We start from the raw sequence: 22,356 nt of genomic DNA, 5'->3' as shown, positions 1-22,356 counted from the left end.
CTGCGTTTTTACTCAGCAGGTTTCTCGGAGCGGTTGGCGTCTGGAATGCGTTTTGGATCACGGAAGTGATTACTGCGATCATATCCATTTACGTTTACCGCAAGGTAATAGCAAAGCCAGCCGAGCCAGTCAACGGTCAAGATGAACGGCGCATACGCGCCGCCGTTGACAGCCCCGCCCGCCTTTGCAGATAGGCAATCAAGGGGCGACAGCAAGGAGTGCTGCCGCCCCACACTACACCATTTGCCCGTGAATTTGCGTAGATTTACAAAGAAGAGCGTGAATTTAAGGCAAAACACAAAAATTGAAAAGAGCGCCGGAAAGCCCGTAATATCAAGGTTTGAAGGCTTTTGAAGGGATATAAGAGATATGATAAAAATACTATTCGTGTGCCACGGCAACATCTGCCGTAGCCCAATGGCCGAGTTTGTGATGAGAGATATGGTGGAAAAGGCCGGCCTTTCCGGGCAGTTCACCCTCGCGTCCGCGGCCACCAGCGCCGAGGAACTGGGAAATCCGGTCTATCCGCCGGTGCAGCGGCTGCTGGCGTCTCACGGGATCTCCTGCGTGGGCAAAACAGCGCGTCAGCTTCGACCGGGGGATTACGCCGCCTGGGATTTGTTCATCGGGATGGACAACGCCAACCTGCGCAATATGAAGCGGCTGTTCGGCAGTGATCCCCAGGGAAAAGTCCACGCCCTCCTGGAGTATACCGACCGCCCCGGCGAAGTGGCCGACCCCTGGTACACCCGGGATTTTGAGGCAACCTGGCGAGACGTGCGTGCGGGCTGCGCGGGACTGCTGCGCCGCCTGACCGACGGCGCAAAAGAATAAACAGGGCGAGGCCGCAGATCGAACGATCTGCGGCCTCGTCGTTTGCGCGTCAGTATACTGCATCCAGCGTGGACAGGCTGGCGGCCATCTGCCCGGGTTCCCACCTGCCAATGAGCTCGGGATCCACCTCGTCGCCCAGCCAGCGCGCGGTAAAATATCCGTATTGAATATTGCCGGCGGTGTCGTACAGGTCACACTGGGCCTGCAAAATGCCGTTGGAGCGCAGGAAATAGCGGTACTCCAGCCGGTCGTATTCCTCAAAGCGCAGGCTGTGTTCGATCCGGGCTTTCAGCTCGTCGGCGTTTTTGAGCCGCGAAAATTCCTCTTCGCTCAACTCCGCGGCCCCGTATTCCTTGTATGTTTCCCCGTCGTAGAAAATATAGGTGTCTTTGACGGTGTGCAGCAGCAGAAAATCTCCCGCCGCGTCGTACGCGCCGTCGTAGGCCTCCACACTGAGCGTGATGTCGCCCTCTTCGGTCATCCACACATTGCCGGGCTGGTTGTCCACCAGGCAGACGATCTGACCGGCCTGTAAGGCGAGAATGGAGAAAAGGGAGGTGGTGCCCAGCCCCACATGGCTGTTTACCGCCACATGGAACCCGTTTCCTGCCTTCAGCGCCTCCAGAGAACAGGCGTCCAGACCCATGGTATCCCGGTGAACGGCGGCGCACGCTGTTCCGTCTCCGCCGCAATACCAGACCTCGTTGCACTGTGAAGCGGAATTGTGACATACGCCTAAAAATTCCTTTGTTCCGTCCCCGTCAAGGTCCAGACAAACGGAATCCAGCATCTCTGCGCCGGCGGCTTCTTCTGCCATGGCCAGCATCCGCGCCTCATCCGGGTCATCCGGCGTGGGGCGGGGCTGCGGGGCGGCAGTGGACGCCGGGGCGGGGGAGACGGCGGGCGCGCTTTGGGCCGGCGGGAAAGAGGGGACGGACCCGGCGGTGCACCCCGCCAGCAAAAACGCGAACCCGCAGATCAGAGCCAACAATCGTTTCATGAGGGACGCCTCTTCAACCCGCGTCGCGGTCGCCCGCCCGGCAAAGGAGCACGACGCACTCCACATGCTTTGTGCGGGGAAACAGATCCACCGGCTGCACCTTCACGGGCAGATAACCCCGGTCGGCCAAAAAGCGGCAATCCCGGGCAGCGGTGGCCACGTTGCAGCTTACCATCACCACCCGGCGGGGCGCCATGGCGAGCACCGCGTTCAAAGTGGCTTCATCGCAGCCCTTGCGGGGAGGATCCAGGCAGATCACCTGGGGCGCGAGGCCTTCCTCGGCCAGCCGGGTGGCCGCCCGTCCTGCGTCCGCGCAGAAAAAACGCGCGTTTTCGACCCCCATGGCTGCGGCGTTCGCCCTGGCGCTCTCCACCGCCTCGGGCACGATCTCCACCCCCACCAGCGCACGGCAGTAGACCGCCATGGACAGGCCGATGGTGCCCATGCCGCAGTAAAGATCCAGCAGGGTGTCCTCGGGTCGCAGCGCGGCAAATTCCCGCGCCACCCCATAGAGGAGCTCGGCGGCGGGCGTGTTGACCTGATAGAATGACAAGGGACCAAGCTTTACAGGAACGCCGCACAGGGTGTCCTCAATGAAACCGGGACCAAAGAGAGGGATGCACTCCTCCCCGGTGATGACGTTGGTCTTCCGGGTGTTTACGTTCAGCACGATGGTCTGAATTTGAGGGAACCGGGTGACCATCTCGGCGCAGAACCGGTCCCCCCGGGGCAGGCTGCGGCCATTGACCACAAGGCAAAGCAGCACCTGACCGCTGTGCCAGCCCTGGCGCAGAAAGATATGCCGCACCAGGCCCTGGTGGGCGTCTTCCCTGTAAAGCGGGATGTGGTGTTTTTGCAAAAAGTCACAGACAGCCGCCGCGATGTCGTTGAGCGGTTTGGGCTGCAGCAGGCAGTCCCGGCAGGGGACAAGGCGGTGGCTGCGCCCGGCGTAAAACCCAAAGGTCACGTTTCCGTCCCGGTCGTACCCCACGGGAAACTGCACCTTGTTGCGGTAGCGGTCGGTGAGCGGCCCGGCGAGCAGCGGCAGCACCGGCAGATCGGCGAATCCGCCCAAACGGCGGAAGGCGTCCGCGGCAAACCCTTCTTTGGCCCGGGCCTCCACGCTGTAGTCCAGGTGACGGAAGCAGCAGCCGCCACAGGGGCGGTATGCCGGGCAGTCCGGCTGAATGTGGCCGGCGCCGGGAACGCGCAACTCCTCCACGATGCCAAAGGCATACCGGTCCAGGTCCTTCACGATCCGCACGGTGATCTCGTCGCCGGGGGCGGTGCCGGGCACAAACACCGCCTTGCCGTCCAGGCGCCCCACACCGCTGCCGTCGCTGGAAAGGCTGTCGATAGAAAGGGGAGCCAGCGTGTTTTTTAATCCGGGCACAAAGCAGCCCTCCTCGTTGTTATTCGCTCAGTCCGTAGGGCAGGGTAAAACGCCCCGCCTCGTCCGCGGTCAGGCCGGTGTCCAGGCCGGGGAACCGGTGGTCCAGCGCGTTCAGCGCCATCTGCGCCGCGGTTTCGCCCATGGCAACGGGGTCGAAATGGGCCACAGCCTGCGCGCCGGCTGCCACGAGTGCATCTGCCTCTTCGGGAGTGTCGGCGGCGGCGTAGATGCGCACCGGCTGCTCTCCCTCGAGCCAGCCCAGGGAGGCGGCGGTCTCCAGCGCCGCCTGCGCGTCCGGAACACTGGTGCACAGGATGATCTCCGGCGGAGTCTGCCCGTCAAGGGACTGGGCGTCAAACGAAAGCGCCGCGCCCTCCTCGCCGGCGTACTCCACCCGGGCGGTGTACACGCCGTAATGTTCACACTCGGCCAAAGCGGAGGACGCGAGATCGCTTTCATCGGCATCCGGGTCGCTCTGATATAAATAGTATTGCAGCAGCAGATCACCATTCGCGTCGGAAATGGTCCCGTCGCGGTAATCCATGGCGATGACCTGCCCAAGAAGTTCGCCGCCGTAAGAGGCAAGGCTGCCCAGGTACCACAGGTTTGCGCTGGAGCTCAGCGTCGCGTCATCGGGGCTGTCGCCCACAAACAAGACCGTCGCGCCCGCCGTTGCGGCTTCGGTCAGCAGGGCACTGCTCACCGAAGTTGAGTCCTGCAGAACAATGAGCACGCTGGCCCCGGAGTCCAGAAAACGGCCCGCCGCCTCGACGGCGGACTCCTCCGGTTGCGGCGTCAGCAATTCCACACCCTGCGCCGCGAGGCTTGTTTCCAGCGCGGAGACATCCAGGTAGGCTTTGCCGCCGGGCGAGGCCACAAGCCCGACACAGGGGGAAACGGCGAAAAAACCGATGGTGTAAAGGTAAAAAACAATACAGGCGATCACGGCGACCGCCAGCAGAAAAACTTTGAAGATGAGAGATACAATGTGCTTCATAAACAACTCCCGATCAGGCGCCGTGGTCCGGCGCGGCGCTGAGATACCGGCTGGGCGGCATGCCCATGGATTTTTTGAATACCCTGGAAAAATAGAACTTGTCCGAAAAACCCACGCTGGCGGCGATCTCGGCGATGGAAAGCTGGGAGTTTTTCAGCAGGTTACAGGCCTCGCCGATCCGGTAGGCGGTGAGATAGTCGATGGGGCTCTGGCCCACATTGCTCATAAACAACCGGTACAAATGGCTGCGGCTGACGCCCACCGTCCGGGCGATATCATCGATGGTGATCTCGTGGGAATAGTTGAACTGGATGTATTTGATGGCGCTCAGCACATATTGGCTGCCGGCGCTGGGGGCGCGGATCTCCTTTTCCGCGGCCTGGTGCATCAACTCAGCCAAAAACAGATAGAGGTTTCCCACCATGGCCGCCTCGTTCTCCGGCCGGGGCCCGCGGGCTTCAAAGATGCTTTCCAGGGCTTGCCGCAGCGGTTCCGGCTGGCCGGAGTGGAACATCAGCTTCTGTTCGGTGAAAGGGGTGTGCTGCACCAGCTTTGCGGCATAGGCGCCGTTGAACCCCACCCAGCAATACTCCCAGGGATCGTCTTCGCTGGCCATATAGCCCGCCAGCTGACCGGGGCGAAGCAGGAACAGGTCGCCGGGGCCGAGTGAATATTCCTGTTCGCCCACGCGATAGAAGCCGTGACCTCCCACCACCAAATGGATCAGATAGTGATCCCGCACCGCGGGCCCCCAGCTGTGCAGCGGGGCGCAGTGCTCCATCCCGCAGTTGAAGATCGCCATCTCCACATGATCGGAATAGTCTTGCTTAAAGGATTGTTTATAGATCTCCGCCAAGATGAAGCCTCCCTGTCAGAGTGTGCCGTTCTTTGACAAACAAAATTATTTTACCAGATTATTCAACAAAAGTCCATTGTTTGAGGAGATTTTCCACCGTGGGATCTGCAGCCGAAGGGGCGGAGGGATGTCCCGGCCGGGCAGAGAGAAAAATGCCGGCTGCCGGAGCCCGCCGGCGGGGCGGGTAAAGGGCGGGATCTGATAAAAACAGACGATTTTCTCCTTTTCGGGGGCGCCGGGCGGTGTTCAGAGCGTTCCTTTTGTGATATCATGAAAGAGCAGAAAACGAGGTGACCGGATATGCCGCGAAAAAAAAACTTACCCGCCCTTCCCGCGCTGCTGGGGCGCAAGATATACAAGTCCGGCCAGACCCGGGGAGCGGATGACGATGAGATCTATCAGAATCGCGTGAGCCGCATGAGCACCGTACTGATCCCATATCATTTTTGGGGAGAAGCGCTCAAAGAGCGGATCAGGGATGGCTTCTTCAAGTGCGGATACATCGTGCTCATCAAACCGGAAGAATATTTTGCGCGGGCCAACCCGGGCAGGGAGCTGGCGGAAGAGGGATTGGCGCTGGGCAGGAATTGCCTTGTCTTTTACGAGACCCGGGCGCAGTGGAGCGCGTACGATCCGGACCAGCGGGGCTGGAGCGCCGCGGATTCCAGGACCGATCCGCTGGGCGGGCAATACGTCGCCCGGGTCCCCGCGACGACGGCGGCCCAAAACAGCGATGGCATCAACAGGGGATTCATGGCCAAAAAAATGAAGGGCGCCGGGATCCGTCTGTACGAATACGCCGACGAGGAGACCATAAACAAATGCCGCATCCAACTGGAAGCGGTGTACTGGCTTTGCTATGATTCCATCGAAGCCGCCGTTGCGTTCGGAATGAGTAGAGCAGATGCAGAAAGCCGCAGGCAAGCGATCCTCGCGTCGGCTGCCGCGGAAGGCCTGCTGGAATACGAGGCCCTTCGCAACGCCCGCATCATCGACGAACAGAACCGCACGGTGTGTCCCCTGTGCTTAAAACCGCTGTCAGCCCGCGGATTTTATACGCGCATGGCGCAGGCGGAAGGCAGGGAAGTGCCCGATCTGACCGTGACCGAGATCAACCTCTTCCACATCGAAGAGTTGCGGTATGGGTGCTACAATCACAGGCCATACAACCTGGGATGGGGGCATCACCACTGCAATGTTGTGGTGAAGGATGCCGGGATCCTGCCCACGCTGTGCTGGATGAAGCAGGTCGTCCTCAGAAACGAGGCGCACGGCACAGTGGTGGAACCCGGCCCGGAAGCGACTATGTAAAAAACGATGGCAGGCCAAATGCCTGCCATCGTTTTTTATGCTCTGTCGCCCGGGACGCTTTCCAGCAGCGGGCTGCTGTAATTATCCGGGTAGTCCTTTTTTGCAAGGCCCTCCAGCGCTTTGAGCAGCCGGGTGATCTGCCCGGACCATTGCGGGTCGATCTCAATGGAAACAGAGCGCCGGTCGTTTTTCAGGGCCGCCACGGCGGTGGAACCGGAACCGGCGAAGCAATCCAGCACAATGTCGCCTGTATAGGTGGTCGCCAGCACAGCCTGCTCCAGCAATTTCACCGGTTTTTCTGCCGGGTGCTTGCCTTTGTAGGGCCGAACGTTCTCGAAGGTCCACACGTCTGTGAACTCCATATTCTTGTTCACATTAAACGGGCGAACGATATCTTCGTATGCGGGCATGGGTCGCTGTCGGCCGCACTGGTAGAACGCCTGGCAAATGCGGTCGTACTGTTCGCGGCTAGGAACGTTTCTTCCGGCTTCCCAGTTGGAAACCGCGCCCCCGTGGTTGACCTTTCCATAGGCTCCGACCATTTCGGTGAGGGTGTGCGCGGAGAGGGACAGTTCCTTCCTGGCCGCTCGCAGATAATCGCCAAAGTAGGAACGGTTCAGGTTCCCCTCCACGGCGGGCTCCATGAAAAGAATACGTTCGGTGTGGGCGTACCATTGCCGCAGCGCCTCTTTTTTCATCTTTTGCTTCCATCCGTCGAATCCCGGCGCGTTGGGCTTCGTCCACACGATTTGGGAAAGGATGTTGAAATCGGAAGAAAAGACGGCTTCCAGTTTCGCGGCCATGGCGGCCGAGCAAAAGCAGAACACCGAACCGTTCGGCTTGAGGATCCGCTTCCACTCTTTCGCGTACTCCGCGATCCAGGCAAGATAGTCCGCGTCCTGCCGAAAAAAGGTGTCCCCGTAGATATTCCGTTTTTTTGTGGTGTGATAGGGCGGATCGGTCAAAATAAGGGAGATCGAGCCGTCGGGGATCTTTTTCAATACCTTCAAGGCATCCCCGGACAGGTTGCAGGAAACGGAGTTGCTGTATCGGCAAAACCTCTTGCAACCGTTCACGATCTCTCCAAAAACAACGCCAGTGTCCATCAAAGCTGCTCCTTGTATTTTGTTGCCGGATTCCATGCGCACAGCACGAAAGCTTAACACTTATTTTCTCCCGGTATGCCGTCTTTATCGCGGCCAGTACGGCATCGAAATGCGCCGCCGTTCCACGGCGCAAACGCGGCATGAGCCTCCGGAGCGCGCAGGGCGCAGAGTTTTACAAAAAAGCCCCGTAAACGGCATGTTTACGGGGAGGTGTGGAGCTGGAAACGTGACTTGAACACGCGACCTGCTGATTACGAATCAGCTGCTCTACCGACTGAGCTATTCCAGCGGAACGGTTATCATTGTAGCGGAAAAAGGGCCGTGCGTCAAGAGTAAACGGTCAATCCAGCCGAAAATCTTCTGCGGTGAAACTGGGCAGCCGGGGCTGGCGGCGGGGCACCCGCTGGATGGGGTCATACAAAAATTTCTTGCAATGGAAGTAGGGGGATACGACCCCGCGCTTGGCGCACAGGATCATCCGGGGATCGGCGGCGCGGCGGCCGTGTTCGCAGTATTCGCAGGCCGGCTGCACATTTTGCCCGGGGACAGGGTGCTTACGGAACACGGCAGGGCCTCCCTTCAGGATTTTTGTCCATTATACTCTTTCGGCCGCCGGATGTAAAGTTAAAGCCGTAGAGCACCGCGCAGCACAGGGCGAACAGCACGAGGGCGGCGTCCGGCGCGGTGCGGCTGCGAACGAGCAGCCGGCCGCCGACCCCGGCGGCAGCGGCGGCGGCCCCGGGCACCAGACCCATCAGAAGGCGCAGGGCGCCCAGAGAGAGGCACAGATGCACCGGCCGCGCCGCGGCCAGCGGCAGGAGGGAGACCCTCTCGTCCAGCAGCGCCCGCACCTGCAAAAGCACCGAGAGGCTCTGGATGCTCAGCGCGGCGCAGCAGCCGTAGACCGCCGCCGCGCCCCCAAGCCCGCTGGCTTGCACGCAGCCGCCGGTGACCTCCAGCAGCGCGGCCAGGGTGGCCCGCACCGGTCCGGAGGAAGGCAGAAAGGAGCCAAGGGCGCCGTTCAGAAAGCTGAAAAAGGTCACAAAGCCGCATACGGTCAGCATACTTTGCACGGCGCCCTGCACGGCGGCCACAAAGGACACGCCGGCCGAACGGCCCGCCGAGATAGCGGCGCCGCGGGGCGCTTCATTCCCTGCGGGCAAAAGGAGCCGGGCCAGCAGCCCGGCCGCCAGATCGGCCAGCAGCAGGGCGGCGAAGATGCACCACCCCAGCCGCGGGCTGCCCAGCAAAAGGCAGCCCACCGTGTTCACCACGAAGGCCGGCCCGGAGCCCACCCCGCAGACCAGCAGCAGCTGTGCCTGCCGGCGGGTCACCACCCCTTCGCCGTACATCTGGGACACGACTCTGGCCGCCACCGCAAAGCCGCCCAGCCAGGCCAGCAGCAGCGCGGTGGCAGCCCGCGGATCCCGGATGCCCAGACCGAATCGGGTGTAGGGCCACAGCGCGAGGCCAAAGAACTTTGCCAGCGGGCTTGCGGCGATCATGGCGGAGACCACGAAGAAGGGGAACAGCGCCGGGATCACCTGGTTCACGCAGCAGGCCAGCCCGGCCCGGATGCCCTCGATGCACGGGATCGGGCGGGCGAACAGCAGCGCCAGCAGCGCCAGGGCGCACACGCCGCCTCCCGCGGCGCGCAGGGGAAGTTTCTTCATAAGCTCATCCTCCCGGATAATATAAATAAGGGTAAAGCGGCGCGGTGTGCCGCAGACAAGACGCGGGGGGCAGGGAATGAAACAAAAGCGAACAACAAAACGGGAAAGCCCCGGGACATATCTCAAACGCCTGGTGCGGCAGCCGCCCGCCGGATTTTACCGCCGGGGCGTGCTGCACATTCAGGGCGGCGGCGTGGTGGAGGTGGAGGGCTGCAAAGGCGTGCTGCTCTACGACGAGAGCCGCATCTGCCTGGACATGGGCGGCTGGCAGGTGAGCCTTTACGGAGACGAACTCACCTTGTGCGGCGTCGGCGGGCGGATGCTGACTTTGAAAGGGCGGATCTTCCGCACGGAATTTTCCTATGAGGGGTAACATGATGGGACCGATCTGGGCAAACTGCTTCGCGGGGGCGGAATTCACCGCCTTTGGCGGGCAATACGAAAAATTGATCACCCTATGTGGACGACAAGGCGTCCCGCTTTATAGAATCCGTCCGACGCAAAACGGTTTCACGGCGCAGCTGCCCGCCCGCCGGTACCGTGACCTCGCTCGGCTGGCCCGGCGATGCGGCGTCCGGCTGCGGGCGGGCCGGCGCAGGGGCCTTTTCTTCCGGTTCAAAGCCTACCGGGGCCGGTGGGGCCTGATGCTGGCGCCGCTGGTGTTCGCGGCGGCGGTGCACCTGCTGGGGCGGGGCGTGTGGTCCATCCGCTATGACGGGCTGGACGCCGCGGCCCAGCGCCAGGTGGAGCAGCTGCTTTATTCTATGGATATTTGCGAGGGGGCGGTTTTAACCCAGGAAAAACTGCGCCTGGCGGAAAAACAGATCATGGACGCCAATGACGCCTTCGGCTGGGTGTCTCTGAACTTTGAGAAGGGCCGGCTGGTGGTGGAGGCCAGCGCGGCGCTGCAAAAGCCGGCCATCGAATCCAACGACCCGGTGGACCTGGTGGCGGCGGCGGACGGCATCCTGCTGGAGGTGAACGCCCAGGAGGGGTTCGCCGTCAAGAAGGTCGGGCAGACCGTCGCCGCCGGGGAGGTGCTGGTGAGCGCCTATAAACCGGACCCCTACGAGCAGCCGGTGGCCAGCCATGCCAAGGGGCTGGTGATCGCGGCGGTGAAAAGGACCTACCAGTGTGTGCAGCCTTCCACCTACGAGGTGCAGGCGCTCACTGGCGAGATCGAGAGCAGCACCTGCCTGCGCCTGTTCGGCCGTACGCTGGAACTGGGCCCGCAGCTGCCGGAGGAGGAGGCGCGCGTCACCCATCACCAGCTCAGCGTGCTGGGCTTCGCGCTGCCGGCCACCGTGGAAGAGCGATACATCCCCCGGCGGGAGGCGCGGCAGTTCCATCTGACGCCCGACGGCGCGCGCCAGTACGCCCGGTTTGCCTGCCTGGCGCAGCTGTATGAGGAGTTCCCGGACGCCCAGATCATCGCCGAGAGCCGGCAGGAAAGCTGGGACGGCGGCACCCTGACCTACACCATGACCGTGGATTTCAAGGCGGACATTGCCCGGGAAAAGGGTGGATGAAAACCGCTGAAAATTTTATGCAAAACAGACAGTTCCTATTGGAATATTTTGTGGTATAATAACGATGTATTTGTGGGCCCCGACGATGCAGAAGGGACCCGCGGAATTTTTTGCGAGTGAGCAGGTGTGCAATGGCGGAAAAGCTGATCGAACTGAACAGTGTGGAGACGGCGCTGGCCATCTTTGGCAGCCGGGACGAAAACATCCGGCTGCTGGAGAATGAATTCTCGGTCACGGCGGTGTGCCGTGGCTCCCAGATCAAACTCACCGGCGAGCCGGAGCAGGTGGCCGCGGCCGCCCGCGCGGTGGACGCCATGCTCACCCTGCTGGAGAACCACACCCCGCTGGAGGAACAGACGGTGCGCTACTGCATCAGCCTGGCCGGCGCGGGGGAGGAGCGCCGTGTGCGGGAACTCACCCAGGATTTTGTGGCCGTCACCGCCAAGGGGCGGCCGGTGCGCCCCAAAACGCTGGGCCAGCGGGAATATCTGCAGGCCATCAAGCAGAACGCCATCACCTTCGGGGTGGGGCCCGCCGGCACCGGCAAGACCTACCTGGCGGTGGCCATGGCGGTGAAGGCCTTCAAGAGCAAGGAGGTCAGCCGCATCATCCTCACCCGGCCCGCCGTGGAGGCCGGGGAAAAGCTGGGCTTTTTGCCGGGCGATCTGCAGAACAAGGTGGATCCCTATCTGCGCCCGCTGTACGACGGCCTGTTCGATATGCTGGGGGCGGAGAGTTTTCAGAAACTGCTGGAAAAACAGACCATCGAGGTGGCTCCGCTGGCTTATATGCGCGGCCGCACGCTGGACGACGCCTTCATCATCCTGGACGAGGCCCAGAACACCAGCCGGGAGCAGATGAAGATGTTCCTTACCCGCATGGGCACGGGCAGCAAGGTGGTGGTCACCGGCGACGTGACCCAGATCGACCTGCCGGACCGCAGCCGCAGCGGCCTGCTGGACGCGCTGAACGTGCTGAAGAACGTGGACGGCATCGCCCGCGTCTTTTTCACCGAGAAGGACGTGGTGCGTCACCGCCTGGTGCAGGAGATCGTAAAGGCGTACGACCGGGCGGCGCGGCAGCGGCGAAACTCGTAAAACAGGCACCGTGGCGACTGGTGCTTTTGGCGCGGGAGGACCCCGTGCGCGGAATATCAAAAAACGAAGAGGTGAAGCTGTGTGTCAAACAAAGTGTTGATTACCAACCAGCAAAAGAAGGTGAAGATCCCTTCCGGGCTGCGCATCCTCATCCGTCGCAGCTGCAACGCCGTGCTGGAGTTTGAGGGCTTTGAGCAGCCCGCGGAGATCAGCGTGACCTTTGTGGACAACGCCGAGATCCAGACCCTGAACGCCCAGTACCGCGGCAAGGATATGCCCACCGATGTGCTCAGCTTTCCCCTGGGGGAGGACGGCAAGTACGACGTGGACCAGGACACCGGCGCCTGCCTGCTGGGCGACATCGTGATCTCCATGGAGAAGGCGATGGAGCAGGCGGAACTGTACGGCCACCCGCTGCAGCGGGAGGTGGCCTATCTCACCGTGCACTCCATGTTGCACCTGCTGGGCTACGACCACGAGCAGGGCGGCCTTGCCGCGGTGAAGATGCGGGAAAAAGAGGAGGCCGTGCTCATCCAGCTGGGGCTGCCCCGCACCGTGTCCTACACGGCGGATCAGATCTGAGATGCGGCGGTTTTTTGCCGGGTTCGGCTATGCGGCGAAAGGGTTCTGGACCGCCGTCAAAGAGGAGCGCAACCTGCGTTTTCACTTGTGCGCCGGGGCCTATGTACTGCTGGCCAGTCTGTTCTACTCCTTCAGCGCGGTGGAGTATGCCCTGCTGTTTTTGTGCATCGGCGGCGTGATCGCGCTGGAGCTGGTCAACTCCGCCGTGGAGCGGTCGGTGGAGTCGCCCGACCCGGCCCACTGGCGGGCGGCGGGCGGCGCCAAGGACATGGCCGCCGGCGCGGTGCTGGTGTTCAGCATCGCCTCGGCGGCGGTGGGCGGGTTGCTGTTCTGGCGGCCGGAGGTGCTTTTTGCCATCCCCGGCTGGTTTTTCGCGCGGCCCTGGGCGGCGGCCCTCCTGGCGGCGTCGCTGGCGGGGGCCTGGTTCTTCGTGTTCTGGCCCGAAAGAAAGAAAGGATGATCCCTTGCAGACCTCATCGGTTTTTGTTACCCTTGTGGGCAAGCCCAACGTGGGCAAATCCAGCCTGACCAACCGGCTGGTGGGGGAGAAGGTGGCCATCGTCACCTCCAAGCCCCAGACCACCCGCACCCGCATCACCGGCATCGTCACCCGCGGGCCGGTGCAGTACGTCCTGCTGGACACCCCCGGCGTGCACATCCCCCGCACAAAACTTGGCGAGCGGATGAGCAAGACCGTGGCCGACAGCGTGGCGGACGGGGATGTGAGCCTGATGCTCTTTGAGCCCTACGGCGAGTTTACCGAGGCCGAACAGGCCATGATCGACGCGCTGCGGGGCACGCCGGCGGTGGCGGTCATCAACAAGACCGACACCCTTAAAACCGAGGCGGACCTGGCGGCGCGCACCGCGCAGCTGGAGGCGCTGGGCGTGTTCGACAAGGTCATGGCCACCAGCGTCCGGGAGGACAAGGGCTGCGAGGAGCTGTTCGACGTGCTGGCGGCTTACGGGGTGGAGGGCCCCCACTATTTCGACGACGACGCCTACACCGATATGCCGGAGAAGGCGCTGGTGAGCGAGATCTTGCGGGAGAAGATGCTGCTGTTCCTGCGGGACGAGGTGCCCCACGGCATCGCCGTGACGGTGGAGCGCTTCAAGGAGCGGGAAGACAAGAACATCATCGACATCGACGCCAACATCTACTGCGAGCGCAAGAGCCACAAGGGCATGGTCATCGGCAAAGGCGGCCAGATGCTGAAAAAGATCGCCAGCGCCGCCCGGGTGGACTGCGAGGAGTTTCTGGGCGCGAAGGTGAACCTTCAGTGCTGGGTCAAGGTGAAGGACGACTGGCGCGACAGCGACTTTTTGCTCAATGATTTCGGCTTCACCCAAAACAAATGATGCTGTCGCTTAAACACGAAACAAAACAAATATTTTTCTACAGCGCTGGACAACTTTTCCGGGCATACCGGTGTAGAATGGTGGAACAGTACCACCAGGGGGCGACCAGCGATGGAAAGCAGCGGTTCTTATTGGAAAGATTGGAAAGAGTTTGAAACGACCGGCGGCGTGCGGGAGTACCTGAACTACAAAAAGGCTCTGCGCACCGGGCAGCCGGGGCTGCCGCCGCCCGCGGGGGACGAATATGCAACTGGTAACACCGGGCCTGGTGCTGCGGGAGGTGAAGGTGGGGGAGTCTGACCGGATCCTCACCATCCTCACCCCGGAGCACGGCCTCATCTCCGCATCTGCCAAGGGAAGCCTGCGACTGAAAAGCAAACTTTTCAGTGCCTGCGGGCTTTTTTGCTATTCCGAATTTACCCTGTTTGCGGGCAAGACCATGTATGTGGTGGACGACGCCCAGGTCAAACAGGTGTTCTTCGGGCTGCCCAAAAGTATCGAGGGCATGGCGCTGGCCATGTATCTTGCGGAGATCGCCCAGGCCCTGCTGCCCAGCGGCCATGAGGCGGCGGCCCAGCTGCGCCTTCTGCTCAACAGCCTCTACCTCATCAGCGAGCAGAAAAAGCCCCTGGCCCAGATCAAGGCGGTCTACGAGCTGCGGGCGGTGTGTGAGGCGGGGTATATGCCCGCGCTCTTGTGCTGCAAAAGCTGCCAGAAATACGACGGGGGCGATTTCTACTTCGACATCGGCGCGGGGGACCTGCTCTGCGGCGACTGCGCCGCGGCCGAGGGCCTCGCCCCCAACCTGGACGAGGGCGCGCTCATCGCTCTGCGGCACATCGCGCTGGTGGAGGACAAGAAGGTGTTCGCCTTCACCCTCTCGCAAAAAAGCCTGGACGTGCTGGGCCGCGTCACCGAGCGGTACGCCGCCGCCCGGCTGGACAAGCCCTTGAAAACGCTGGATTTTCTCCACTCCGTTCTGGAGTGAATCAACCTACATAGGGGCGCGCCGCGCCCGCGGCAAGGAGAATCATGGACACAAGTTATCGCAAAACACTGGAACTGGACAAAATTCTGGAAAAGGCGGCGGCGCTGGCCGTCTGTCCCGAGGCCCGCACCCTGCTTTTGGAGCAGCCGGCGGGGGAAACGCCGGACGAGGTGCGCTTCGCCCTCAGCCAGACCGACGCCATCGGCAGCCTGCTTTTGAAAAACGGCAGCCCCCGCTTCGGGGGCGTGTCCGGGGTGGACAAGGTGGTGAACCGGGCGGTCAAAGGGGGCGTGCTCTCCATGGCCGAACTGCTGGAGGTGGCCGGCGCGCTGCGCAACTTCCAGAACCTGGTGGCCTGGTACGGCATCACCGAGCACGACGCGCTGCCGGTGGACGACCTGTTCTACGCTCTCAGCCCCCAGCCCGCGCTGGAAAAGCAGATCACCGCCGCCATCCTCTCGCCGGAGGAGATGGCGGACACCGCCAGCAACACCCTCTTTGAGGTGCGCCGCAAGATCCAGGCCACCGAAAACTCCATCCGGGACAAGCTGGACGCCATCATCAAGAACAGCACCACCAACAAGTTTTTGCAGGACGCGGTGGTCTCCATCCGCAACGGCCGCTTCGTGGTGCCGGTGCGGGCGGAGTACCGCGGCGAGGTGGGCGGCGTCATCCACGACGTGTCCAGCAGCGGCGCTACCGTCTTTGTGGAGCCCACCGCCGTGGTGGAGGCCAACGCCAGGATCATGCAGCTGCGCAGCCAGGAGAAGGCGGAGATCGAGCGCATCCTCATCGCCTTCACCGAGCAGGTGGCCTCCATCGAGCCGATGTTCACCTTCAGCTACAAGGCCATGCTGGACATCGACGTGCTGCTGGCCAAGGCCCACCTGGCGCTGGCGCAGAAGGCGTATATGCCCCGGGTGGCGGACGACGTGCATTTCGACCTGAAAAAAGCCCGCCACCCCCTCATCGACCCGGACAAGGTGGTGCCCATCGATGTGGCCTTGGGCGAAAACTACGACACGCTGGTCATCACTGGCCCCAACACCGGCGGCAAGACCGTCACCCTCAAGACCGCCGGCCTGCTCTGCGCCATGGCCCAGCACGGCCTGCTCATCCCCGCCCACGAGCACAGCACCGTCTGTGTGTTCACCGACTATCTGGTGGACATCGGCGACGAGCAGAGCATCGAGCAGAGCCTGTCCACCTTCTCGGGCCACATGAAAAAGATCACCGGCATCCTGGACAACGCCTTCAAGGGCAGCCTTGTCCTGCTGGACGAGCTGGGCGCCGGCACCGACCCCGCCGAGGGCGCGGCGCTGGCGGTGAGCATCATCGAGCAGCTGCGCATCCAGGGGGCGCTGGTCATGGCCACCACCCACTACTCCGAACTGAAGGTGTTCGCGCTGGAGACGGCGGGGGTGGTGAACGCCAGCTGCGAGTTCGACGTGGAGAGCCTGCGCCCCACTTATAAACTCAGCGTGGGCGTGCCGGGCAAGTCCAACGCCTTCCTCATCAGCGAAAAGCTGGGTGTGCCCGCCCGGGTCATCCAGCGGGCCCGGACCCACCTGGCCAGCGACGACAAGCGGCTGGACGAGGTGCTGGCCCAGCTGGACGATTTGAAATTGCAGCTGAAAGAGAGCCAGGCCGAGGCGGACAAGGCCAAGGCCGAGGCGGAGAAGATGCTGGAAAAGGCCCGGGAGAAGTGCGATGCGCTGGTGCGTCAGGGCGAGACCGAACTGGAGGCCGCCCGCCTCAAGGCCCGGCAGATGACCCAGCAGGTGCAGGCGGAGGCCTACGCCCTCACCGACGAATTGCACAAGCTGCAGAAGGACGACAAACAGTCCGCCGCCCAGCGGGCCGCCCGCGCCCGGGAGATCGCCCGCAAGGACGCCGAGCGCCTGTTTGCCAAGAGCGACGTGGCCCACAGCCCGGCGCGCCAGTTTGTGCCGCTGAAAGAGGTGCGGGTGGGGCAGGAGGTGGTGATCGCCGAGTACGACCAGACCGCCACCGTGATGTCCCTGCCGGACCGGAACGGCATGGTGGAGGTGCGCGCCGGCATCATCCGGACCAAGGTGCCCCTCTCCGGCCTCAAAGCGCCGGACAAGCTGCAAAAGCCTCAGAAAAAGGGCGGCCGCGCCGCCCCCGCGCCCCGCAGCGCCACGGTGCAGCGGGTGGAACGGGGCGCCAGCATGGAGATCAACCTGCTGGGCATGAGCGTGGAAGAGGCGCTGATGGAGGTGGACCAGTTCATCGACCATGCGGTGATGAACGGCCAGACCATGATCTACCTCATCCACGGCAAGGGCACCGGCGCGCTGCGCAACGCCATCCACCAGCATCTGCGGGGCCACAAGAACGTCAAGAGTTTCCGCCTGGGCCGCTACGGCGAAGGGGAGGCCGGCGTGACGGTGGTGGAGCTGAAATAAAGAGCACTATAAAGCACCCCGGCGCCGCGGCGCCGGGGTGCTTTGCGTGATAAGGCGATCTGCTTTACAGTTTTCCCTTGATGCGGCCCAGGGCGTTTTTCTCCAGCCGGCTCACCTGGGCCTGGCTGATGCCTATTTCCTTGGCCACCTCCACCTGGGTCTTGCCCGAGAGATAGCGCAGCGCCATGATCTTTTTCTCCCGCTCGCTCAAAGCCTGCACCGTGTCCTTGAACATGATGCCGCTGATCCAGCTGTCCTCGCCGCCGCTGTCCCCCAACTGGTCCATTACATAGATGGTGTCTCCCTCGTCGCTGTATACCGGTTCGTACAGGCTCACCGGATCCACCACGCTCTCCAGCGCCAGGGTCACGGTGGTCACCGGCAGCTGTACCCGCTCGGCGATCTCGTCGATGTGTGGCTCCCGGTTCAACTCCTTTTGCAGCTGTTCCTTGGCCTGCATGGCCTTGTAGGCGATATCCCGCACCGAGCGGGAGACCCGCACGGCGTTGTTGTCCCGCAAAAAGCGGCGTATCTCGCCCACGATCATGGGCACCCCGTAGGTGGAAAAGCGCACGTTCAGGTCCGGGTCGAAGTGGTCGATGGCTTTGATCAGCCCGATGCATCCCACCTGGAACAGGTCGTCCATGCTCTCGCCACGCCCCACGAACTTCTGCACCACGCTGAGCACCAGCCGCAGGTTCCCCTGGATCATCCGCTGCCGCGCCTCCTTGTCGCCCGCGCGGGCGGCCCGCAGAAGGGCGGTCTTCTCCTTTTCGGTGAGCACCGGAAGTTTGGCGGTGTTTACACCGCAGATCTCGACCTTGCCGTAATACAAAGATGGTCACGCTCCCCCCATGGCATGACAGAAGTATGGCCGTCTGCCGCGCCGGGCAAACAGTTTGGCCGCTGGTAAAAGCTGGCCGCCCGCCCGCACACTTTGCGGTGATGAGCATACAGTGAGGGGGAGAGGGAGGGATCGTGTATGGAGATGCATATCCTTGCGGCGCTGGCCGTGGGCGGCGTGCTGTTGGCGGCGGTGATCATCACCGTGATCGCGGCGCTTTTGTATGCCAGGGGGCAGACAGGGTCGTATGAATACGCCAGGGCGGATTTTGGCCGACGGGCGGGATTCCGGGCGCAGAGCCTGCCGGAGAGCGACATCGTCCGGCTGGACCGCATCGCGCTGCTGAGCGGCGCGGTGGCGCAGCTGGAGTATACCGTGGAGCCGCAGTGGGACCTGATCCTTCGGGTGGGCCGCGCGGGCGCCGATCTGCGGGAGGGCGACTTTGAGCAGAATTTCCGGGAACAGGTGACTCTGTATCACCGGGACATCCGGGTGGCCATCAGCCAGAACGAGGGGGGCGCGGCGATGCTGCGCTGGACAAAAAACGGCTTTGATTATCTGCTGGTCCTGCCGGACAGCGAGATGGGCCTGCGGGGCGGCCTGATGCCCCTCTTCGTGCAGCAGACCGAGATGGTGGAAAATAAAACGGCTTGACGGATAAAAGGGCAGGGCCCCCGGCCGCGCTTGTTCGCGGCCGGGGGCCCTGCCCGCATGGTCAACACATTTTTTCCAGGTCCCGGCGCAGGCGGGCGATGATCCGCTTTTCCAGCCGGGAGATGTAGCTTTGGGAGATGCCGATCTTGTCCGCCACCTCCTTCTGGGTGTGCTCCACCCCGTCCAGCAGGCCAAAGCGCATCTGCATGATCTGCTTTTCCCGGGGTGCCAGCCGGTCCACCGCCGCCAGCAGCATATCCTTCTCAGCGTCCTGCTCCAGCTGGGCGCTGATCTGGTTCTGGTCGGTGCCCAGCACGTCGGACAAAAGCAGTTCGTTGCCCTCGCCGTCGGTGTTCAGCGGCTCATCGATGCTTGTCTCCTGTCGACGGTTGCTGCTCTTGCGCAGGAACATCAGGATCTCATTTTCGATGCAGCGGCTGGCGTAGGTGGCCAGCTTGATGTTTTTGGCCGGCACGAAGGTGTTCACCGCCTTGATGAGGCCGATGGTGCCGATGGAGATGATGTCCTCCACCGCGATGCCGCTGCTCTCGAATTTGCGGGCGATGTACACCACCAGCCGCAGGTTGTGGGTGATGAGGATGTCCCGGCAGCTCTGGCGGCCCTCCTCCAGCCCCTGAAACACCAGCTTTTCCTCCTCGGGGGTCAGGGGCGGGGGCAGGGCTTCCGGGCCGCCGATGTAGTAAACGCCGCCCGGCAACCGCAGCTTCGCCAGCAGCCGGCGCAGCGCGGCCAGCAGCCGGCCGGTAAACTTCAGGTGCATATTTCGGACCTCCTCTCGGTCTCATCCATGAGAAATTCCCGGCCGAACAGCGCCTGGAACCGGCCGTCCAGCAGGGGCTGGGGGGTGAACACGGCGGTCACCTCCCGGGCCAGAAGGGCGCGGCCCTGGCCGGTCAGCCGGGCGGTGCGGGCGGTCAGCCCCGGCAGCACGGCGCTGCCGGCCGCGCCGGAACAGGGCACCAGACGCAGCGCCAGCCCCTCGGGGGGCAGCGGATTTTGCCCGGAAAAGTAGGCCCGCAAAAAGCCGTTCACCGCCTCGGGCAGCTGCCGCTCCACGCCGGGCCAGCTGATCAGAAGGGTCTGCCGCCCGCCCACCGGGTCCCGCAGGAAAAAACCGGTGTCATAGTGGGCCTGCGCCCGCACCGTGCTCCCGGCAAGGGCCAGTTCCAGCTGCCAGGGCTCCTGGTCGGCGGGCGGGCCGAAGAGCAGCAGCACCAGCCGCACCGCCAGATACACCGCCAGCACCGAGAGCACCAGCGTCACCGGCGAGAGATCCACATACACCGTCAGGTTGTGCACCCGCACGCCGTTCATGCCGCCCCGCTGCAGACCCAGCAGGGCGAGACCCGCCAGCCCCAGATTGAGAGCGAAGAACCAGGCGCCCGCCCGCAGAAAGGGGCGCGGGCCGTGCCAGCCGAAGGCGGCCAGTGTCACCAGCGCGGCGCTGGCCAGCTTGTAGGCAAGGCCGGGCAGGGCGGGCAGCGGAGGCGCGAGAAGGATCAGCGTGCTGGCTGCCGCCACCGCCGCGCCCGCCAGCGCCCGCAGCGCCGGGCAGGCCGCGCCCGCCAGCCATCCCGCCGCCCGCAAAAGAAAATACCCTGCGATGAAATTCGTCACCAGCAGGATATCCAGATATACAACGGTCTTCACGGCCTCACCCCCGGCTAACAGTGTACCGCGCCGCGGGGAAAAAGACTGTCAAAAGCTGGGAGCCGTCCCTCCTTCCGCGGCGGGCCGAACCGGCAAGGGAATGCCGCCGGGATGTGCCCTGGCCGCCAAAACGCCCCGCGGGAAACAACGCCATGATGGCCGGAAAGCCGGCGTCCCTCACGTCAAAGGTTTGGGATGACCCCGGTTCAGATGGTCTGGCTGCCGGCGGACCAGACGTGAGCGTCCTTTGCCGCCTGGGCGGTGTTCTGGGCCATAACGCCCACCAGCGGATGAGGCGTGTACGGCTCTTCCAGATAGGCGCACTCTTCCTTTGTCAACTCCAGTTCCACCGCTTTTGCCGCGCCTTCGATGTGGTGGGGCTTGGTGGCGCCCACCACCGGGGCGGTCACCTTCGTCAGCAGCCATGCCAAAGACACTTCTGTCATGGACACCCCTTTCCGGTCGGCCAGTTCCGCCACCCGGGCCAGAATGGGCGCGTCCTGGTCCTGGGAGGCCCCGTATTTCAGCCGGGCATAACTGTCTTCCTGAAGCCGTTTCGATGTCTCCCCGGGATGCCGGCACAGCCGTCCGCCGGCCAGTGCGCTGTAAGGCGTCATGGCGATGTTCTCTTCCCGGCAGTAGGGAGCCATCTCCCGCTCCTCCTCCCGAAAAATCAGGTTGTAATGTCCCTGGACGGAGATAAATTTGGCAAACCCCTCCCGCTCCGCCAGGGCGTTTGCTTTGGCAAGCTGCCAGGCAAAGCAGTTGGAAATGCCGATATAGCGGGCTTTGCCCGCCTTTACGGCGTTGTTCAGCCCCTCCATGATATCGAAGAGGGGCGTTTGGTAATCCCACATATGGCAGATGTAGAGATCCACATAGTCCATCCCAAGGTTTTGCAGGCTCTTGTCCAGCATTCGACGGATGTGTTCCTGGCCGCTGATCCCTGCCTGTATTTCCTCGTTGGTGCGGGGAAGAAATTTAGTGGCCACCACCACGCGGTCCCGCCTGGCAAAATCCCGCAGCGCCCGCCCTACATATTGCTCGCTGGTGCCGCTCTGATAGCCGATGGCGGTATCAAAGAAATTGATCCCCAGTTCCAGCCCCAGCCGGATGATCTCCCGGGAGTGAGTCTCGTCAAGGGTCCAGGAATGCTGGCCGTTTTGGGCATCACCAAACCCCATGCACCCCATACAGATGCGGGAGACGTTCAAATCGGAATTGCCCAGTTTTGTGTAGTCCATTTCCATTTACCTCCAGGATTCAAGCAGGATGTCCACGCCTTTATTTTCATTGTAAGACTGTCACTTAAAAATGTAAAATACTCATTTTCTATTCATAAATATTCTGAAAAAGCATTTTTCTCTTGCCGGGTATCTGTGGGATGTGATACGATGAAAAAAGGAGGCGGGACACGGGTTAAGCCCCATAGGTATACAATGTGAACCTATGGGGCTTAACCCGTGTATGGGGAATAAGCAGCTATGCAGGGAGGGATATTCCCTTTGCATAGTTGCTTATTTTTTGCCCCCAGGCAAAATAAAACTCATGCCATGTTCTTTCCCTGCGTCACTCCGCCACTGCCGCGGCTTCATCCTGCCGCTCCCTTGCGGTCTCCAGGTCGTCGAAATCCCCCAGGGCCCGCAGATCCACATGGGAGGCGTCCACCCCCGCCCCCGGCTGCGACCCCTGCTGGGCCAGGGTGATGGGATAGTCCCCCTCCAGTTGTCCCCGAATGCTCTCGGAGCGCAGGCGGCACACCTCCAGCAGGGTGTCCACCGCCAGCAGATGGTCCTCATAGGAGCAGAAGGCGGTTGGGTCGGCCTGGACATAGGGGGCGATCATGGCCTGGGTCTGCCGGATGACCGCCTCATACCGGCCGCTCTCGAAATACTCCGTGAGCAACTGGTCGAAATAGGCGTGATACCGAGCAAAATAGTCGTTGTTTTTCATCAGATTGTGATAGAGGGGCCGTTTCAGCATGGTCTCCCCCCGGGCGGGGGTGTTGATGGGCCAGTTGATCAGCACGTCGGG

23 protein-coding genes and 1 tRNA gene are annotated in these 22,356 nt (G+C 62.6%); 11 read left to right on the top strand and 13 right to left on the bottom strand.

Annotated features, from left to right (window positions below; translation table 11 throughout):
* The first annotated feature begins 369 nt into the window (after positions 1-369).
* Positions 370-834: a low molecular weight protein-tyrosine-phosphatase gene (locus tag ACH2A7_RS12080; protein WP_394962187.1), complete on the top strand. Its 465-nt coding sequence runs from the start codon at positions 370-372 to the stop codon at positions 832-834.
* Positions 835-883: 49 nt separating this feature from the next.
* Here the strand turns inward: ACH2A7_RS12080 and ACH2A7_RS12075 are convergent, their stop codons facing one another.
* The 4 genes from ACH2A7_RS12075 to ACH2A7_RS12060 are packed head-to-tail and all read right to left on the bottom strand — an operon-like array spanning position 884 to position 5,080.
* Positions 884-1,834 carry a hypothetical protein gene (locus ACH2A7_RS12075; RefSeq protein ID WP_394962186.1) on the bottom strand — a complete coding sequence of 317 codons (951 nt, stop codon included), beginning with the start codon at positions 1,832-1,834 and terminating at the stop codon, positions 884-886.
* Between the two features lie 13 nt (positions 1,835-1,847).
* Entirely contained in the window at positions 1,848-3,227 is a 1,380-nt protein-coding gene (gene rlmD, locus ACH2A7_RS12070; protein WP_394962185.1) for a 23S rRNA (uracil(1939)-C(5))-methyltransferase RlmD, read from the bottom strand.
* 19 nt (positions 3,228-3,246) lie between these two features.
* Positions 3,247-4,224, bottom strand: a complete 978-nt coding sequence (locus ACH2A7_RS12065; RefSeq protein ID WP_394962184.1) for a substrate-binding domain-containing protein — start codon at positions 4,222-4,224, stop codon at positions 3,247-3,249.
* Between the two features lie 13 nt (positions 4,225-4,237).
* Complete coding sequence (locus tag ACH2A7_RS12060) at positions 4,238-5,080, bottom strand: AraC family transcriptional regulator (RefSeq protein WP_394962183.1); 843 nt, start codon at positions 5,078-5,080, stop codon at positions 4,238-4,240.
* A 300-nt stretch (positions 5,081-5,380) separates the two neighbouring features.
* On the opposite strand from ACH2A7_RS12060, the gene ACH2A7_RS12055 reads away from it, so the two are divergent.
* Positions 5,381-6,391, top strand: a complete 1,011-nt coding sequence (locus ACH2A7_RS12055) for a BstXI family restriction endonuclease (protein WP_394962182.1) — start codon at positions 5,381-5,383, stop codon at positions 6,389-6,391.
* Between the two features lie 35 nt (positions 6,392-6,426).
* Here the strand turns inward: ACH2A7_RS12055 and ACH2A7_RS12050 are convergent, their stop codons facing one another.
* The 4 genes from ACH2A7_RS12050 to ACH2A7_RS12035 all read right to left on the bottom strand — a co-directional run bounded on the left by ACH2A7_RS12050 (position 6,427) and on the right by ACH2A7_RS12035 (position 9,170).
* Positions 6,427-7,497: a DNA-methyltransferase gene (locus tag ACH2A7_RS12050; protein ID WP_394962181.1), complete on the bottom strand. Its 1,071-nt coding sequence runs from the start codon at positions 7,495-7,497 to the stop codon at positions 6,427-6,429.
* A 213-nt stretch (positions 7,498-7,710) separates the two neighbouring features.
* Positions 7,711-7,786, bottom strand: a tRNA-Thr gene (locus tag ACH2A7_RS12045).
* Positions 7,787-7,837: 51 nt separating this feature from the next.
* Positions 7,838-8,062 carry a hypothetical protein gene (locus ACH2A7_RS12040; RefSeq protein WP_394962180.1) on the bottom strand — a complete coding sequence of 75 codons (225 nt, stop codon included), beginning with the start codon at positions 8,060-8,062 and terminating at the stop codon, positions 7,838-7,840.
* Positions 8,052-9,170, bottom strand: a complete 1,119-nt coding sequence (locus tag ACH2A7_RS12035; RefSeq protein WP_394962179.1) for a hypothetical protein — start codon at positions 9,168-9,170, stop codon at positions 8,052-8,054. The genes ACH2A7_RS12040 and ACH2A7_RS12035 overlap by 11 nt, the downstream gene beginning before the upstream one ends.
* 76 nt (positions 9,171-9,246) lie before the next feature.
* Between ACH2A7_RS12035 and ACH2A7_RS12030 the strand changes: the two genes are divergently transcribed.
* The 8 genes from ACH2A7_RS12030 (at position 9,247) to ACH2A7_RS11995 (ending at position 17,153) form a co-directional block, all read left to right on the top strand.
* Positions 9,247-9,543 (top strand): YabP/YqfC family sporulation protein, encoded by a 297-nt coding sequence (locus ACH2A7_RS12030; RefSeq protein WP_394962178.1) that lies wholly within the window; start codon positions 9,247-9,249, stop codon positions 9,541-9,543.
* Between the two features lies 1 nt (position 9,544).
* The gene (locus ACH2A7_RS12025; RefSeq protein ID WP_394962177.1) at positions 9,545-10,699 is read left to right on the top strand and encodes a sporulation protein YqfD; all 1,155 of its coding nucleotides are present in this window, start codon (positions 9,545-9,547) and stop codon (positions 10,697-10,699) included.
* A 131-nt stretch (positions 10,700-10,830) separates the two neighbouring features.
* Positions 10,831-11,796: a PhoH family protein gene (locus ACH2A7_RS12020; RefSeq protein WP_394962176.1), complete on the top strand. Its 966-nt coding sequence runs from the start codon at positions 10,831-10,833 to the stop codon at positions 11,794-11,796.
* An 81-nt stretch (positions 11,797-11,877) separates the two neighbouring features.
* Positions 11,878-12,378: an rRNA maturation RNase YbeY gene (gene ybeY / locus ACH2A7_RS12015; protein WP_394962175.1), complete on the top strand. Its 501-nt coding sequence runs from the start codon at positions 11,878-11,880 to the stop codon at positions 12,376-12,378.
* Position 12,379: 1 nt separating this feature from the next.
* A complete protein-coding gene (locus tag ACH2A7_RS12010) occupies positions 12,380-12,838 on the top strand; it encodes a diacylglycerol kinase family protein (protein WP_394962174.1) in 459 nt (152 codons plus the stop codon).
* A gap of 4 nt (positions 12,839-12,842) precedes the next feature.
* The gene (gene era / locus ACH2A7_RS12005) at positions 12,843-13,736 is read left to right on the top strand and encodes a GTPase Era (RefSeq protein WP_394962173.1); all 894 of its coding nucleotides are present in this window, start codon (positions 12,843-12,845) and stop codon (positions 13,734-13,736) included.
* Between the two features lie 244 nt (positions 13,737-13,980).
* The gene (gene recO, locus ACH2A7_RS12000; protein ID WP_394962172.1) at positions 13,981-14,724 is read left to right on the top strand and encodes a DNA repair protein RecO; all 744 of its coding nucleotides are present in this window, start codon (positions 13,981-13,983) and stop codon (positions 14,722-14,724) included.
* A 44-nt stretch (positions 14,725-14,768) separates the two neighbouring features.
* On the top strand, positions 14,769-17,153 hold the full coding sequence (locus ACH2A7_RS11995; RefSeq protein WP_394962171.1) for an endonuclease MutS2: 2,385 nt from the start codon (positions 14,769-14,771) through the stop codon (positions 17,151-17,153).
* A gap of 64 nt (positions 17,154-17,217) precedes the next feature.
* On the opposite strand, the gene sigG is transcribed toward ACH2A7_RS11995, so the two are convergent.
* A complete protein-coding gene (gene sigG / locus ACH2A7_RS11990) occupies positions 17,218-17,988 on the bottom strand; it encodes an RNA polymerase sporulation sigma factor SigG (RefSeq protein WP_394962170.1) in 771 nt (256 codons plus the stop codon).
* 147 nt (positions 17,989-18,135) lie between these two features.
* On the opposite strand from sigG, the gene ACH2A7_RS11985 reads away from it, so the two are divergent.
* Positions 18,136-18,651: a hypothetical protein gene (locus ACH2A7_RS11985; protein WP_394962169.1), complete on the top strand. Its 516-nt coding sequence runs from the start codon at positions 18,136-18,138 to the stop codon at positions 18,649-18,651.
* A 61-nt stretch (positions 18,652-18,712) separates the two neighbouring features.
* Here ACH2A7_RS11985 and sigE read toward each other — a convergent pair whose 3' ends face one another.
* From sigE to ACH2A7_RS11965, 4 genes are all read right to left on the bottom strand, one after another.
* Complete coding sequence (gene sigE, locus ACH2A7_RS11980) at positions 18,713-19,432, bottom strand: RNA polymerase sporulation sigma factor SigE (protein WP_394962168.1); 720 nt, start codon at positions 19,430-19,432, stop codon at positions 18,713-18,715.
* On the bottom strand, positions 19,423-20,322 hold the full coding sequence (locus ACH2A7_RS11975; RefSeq protein WP_394962167.1) for a sigma-E processing peptidase SpoIIGA: 900 nt from the start codon (positions 20,320-20,322) through the stop codon (positions 19,423-19,425). Before ACH2A7_RS11975 ends, sigE begins: the two co-directional genes overlap by 10 nt.
* Before the next feature lie 206 nt (positions 20,323-20,528).
* Entirely contained in the window at positions 20,529-21,566 is a 1,038-nt protein-coding gene (locus ACH2A7_RS11970) for an aldo/keto reductase (protein ID WP_394962165.1), read from the bottom strand.
* Positions 21,567-21,891: 325 nt separating this feature from the next.
* On the bottom strand, positions 21,892-22,356 hold a 465-nt coding region (locus ACH2A7_RS11965; protein ID WP_394962164.1), incomplete at its 5' end, for a CotH kinase family protein.

This window comes from Candidatus Allofournierella merdavium (assembly GCF_944382735.1).
In the GTDB taxonomy this organism is placed as follows: domain Bacteria; phylum Bacillota; class Clostridia; order Oscillospirales; family Ruminococcaceae; genus Allofournierella_A; species Allofournierella_A merdavium.
The sequence above is the reverse complement of the archived record's forward strand: the minus strand, read 5'-3'. Positions and strand labels throughout refer to the sequence as shown.

Bases quoted from the DNA above. Each gene is read 5' to 3' on its own strand.
- ACH2A7_RS12080 (WP_394962187.1), top strand. From the start codon at position 370: ATGATAAAAATACTATTCGTGTGCCACGGCAACATCTGCCGTAGCCCA.
- ACH2A7_RS12075 (WP_394962186.1), bottom strand. From the start codon at position 1,834: ATGAAACGATTGTTGGCTCTGATCTGCGGGTTCGCGTTTTTGCTGGCG.
- ACH2A7_RS12065 (WP_394962184.1), bottom strand. From the start codon at position 4,224: ATGAAGCACATTGTATCTCTCATCTTCAAAGTTTTTCTGCTGGCGGTC.
- ACH2A7_RS12055 (WP_394962182.1), top strand. From the start codon at position 5,381: ATGCCGCGAAAAAAAAACTTACCCGCCCTTCCCGCGCTGCTGGGGCGC.
- ACH2A7_RS12050 (WP_394962181.1), bottom strand. From the start codon at position 7,497: ATGGACACTGGCGTTGTTTTTGGAGAGATCGTGAACGGTTGCAAGAGG.
- ACH2A7_RS12035 (WP_394962179.1), bottom strand. From the start codon at position 9,170: ATGAAGAAACTTCCCCTGCGCGCCGCGGGAGGCGGCGTGTGCGCCCTG.
- ACH2A7_RS12030 (WP_394962178.1), top strand. From the start codon at position 9,247: ATGAAACAAAAGCGAACAACAAAACGGGAAAGCCCCGGGACATATCTC.
- ACH2A7_RS12025 (WP_394962177.1), top strand. From the start codon at position 9,545: ATGATGGGACCGATCTGGGCAAACTGCTTCGCGGGGGCGGAATTCACC.
- ACH2A7_RS12020 (WP_394962176.1), top strand. From the start codon at position 10,831: ATGGCGGAAAAGCTGATCGAACTGAACAGTGTGGAGACGGCGCTGGCC.
- ACH2A7_RS12010 (WP_394962174.1), top strand. From the start codon at position 12,380: ATGCGGCGGTTTTTTGCCGGGTTCGGCTATGCGGCGAAAGGGTTCTGG.
- recO (WP_394962172.1), top strand. From the start codon at position 13,981: ATGCAACTGGTAACACCGGGCCTGGTGCTGCGGGAGGTGAAGGTGGGG.
- ACH2A7_RS11995 (WP_394962171.1), top strand. From the start codon at position 14,769: ATGGACACAAGTTATCGCAAAACACTGGAACTGGACAAAATTCTGGAA.
- ACH2A7_RS11985 (WP_394962169.1), top strand. From the start codon at position 18,136: ATGGAGATGCATATCCTTGCGGCGCTGGCCGTGGGCGGCGTGCTGTTG.
- sigE (WP_394962168.1), bottom strand. From the start codon at position 19,432: ATGCACCTGAAGTTTACCGGCCGGCTGCTGGCCGCGCTGCGCCGGCTG.
- ACH2A7_RS11970 (WP_394962165.1), bottom strand. From the start codon at position 21,566: ATGGACTACACAAAACTGGGCAATTCCGATTTGAACGTCTCCCGCATC.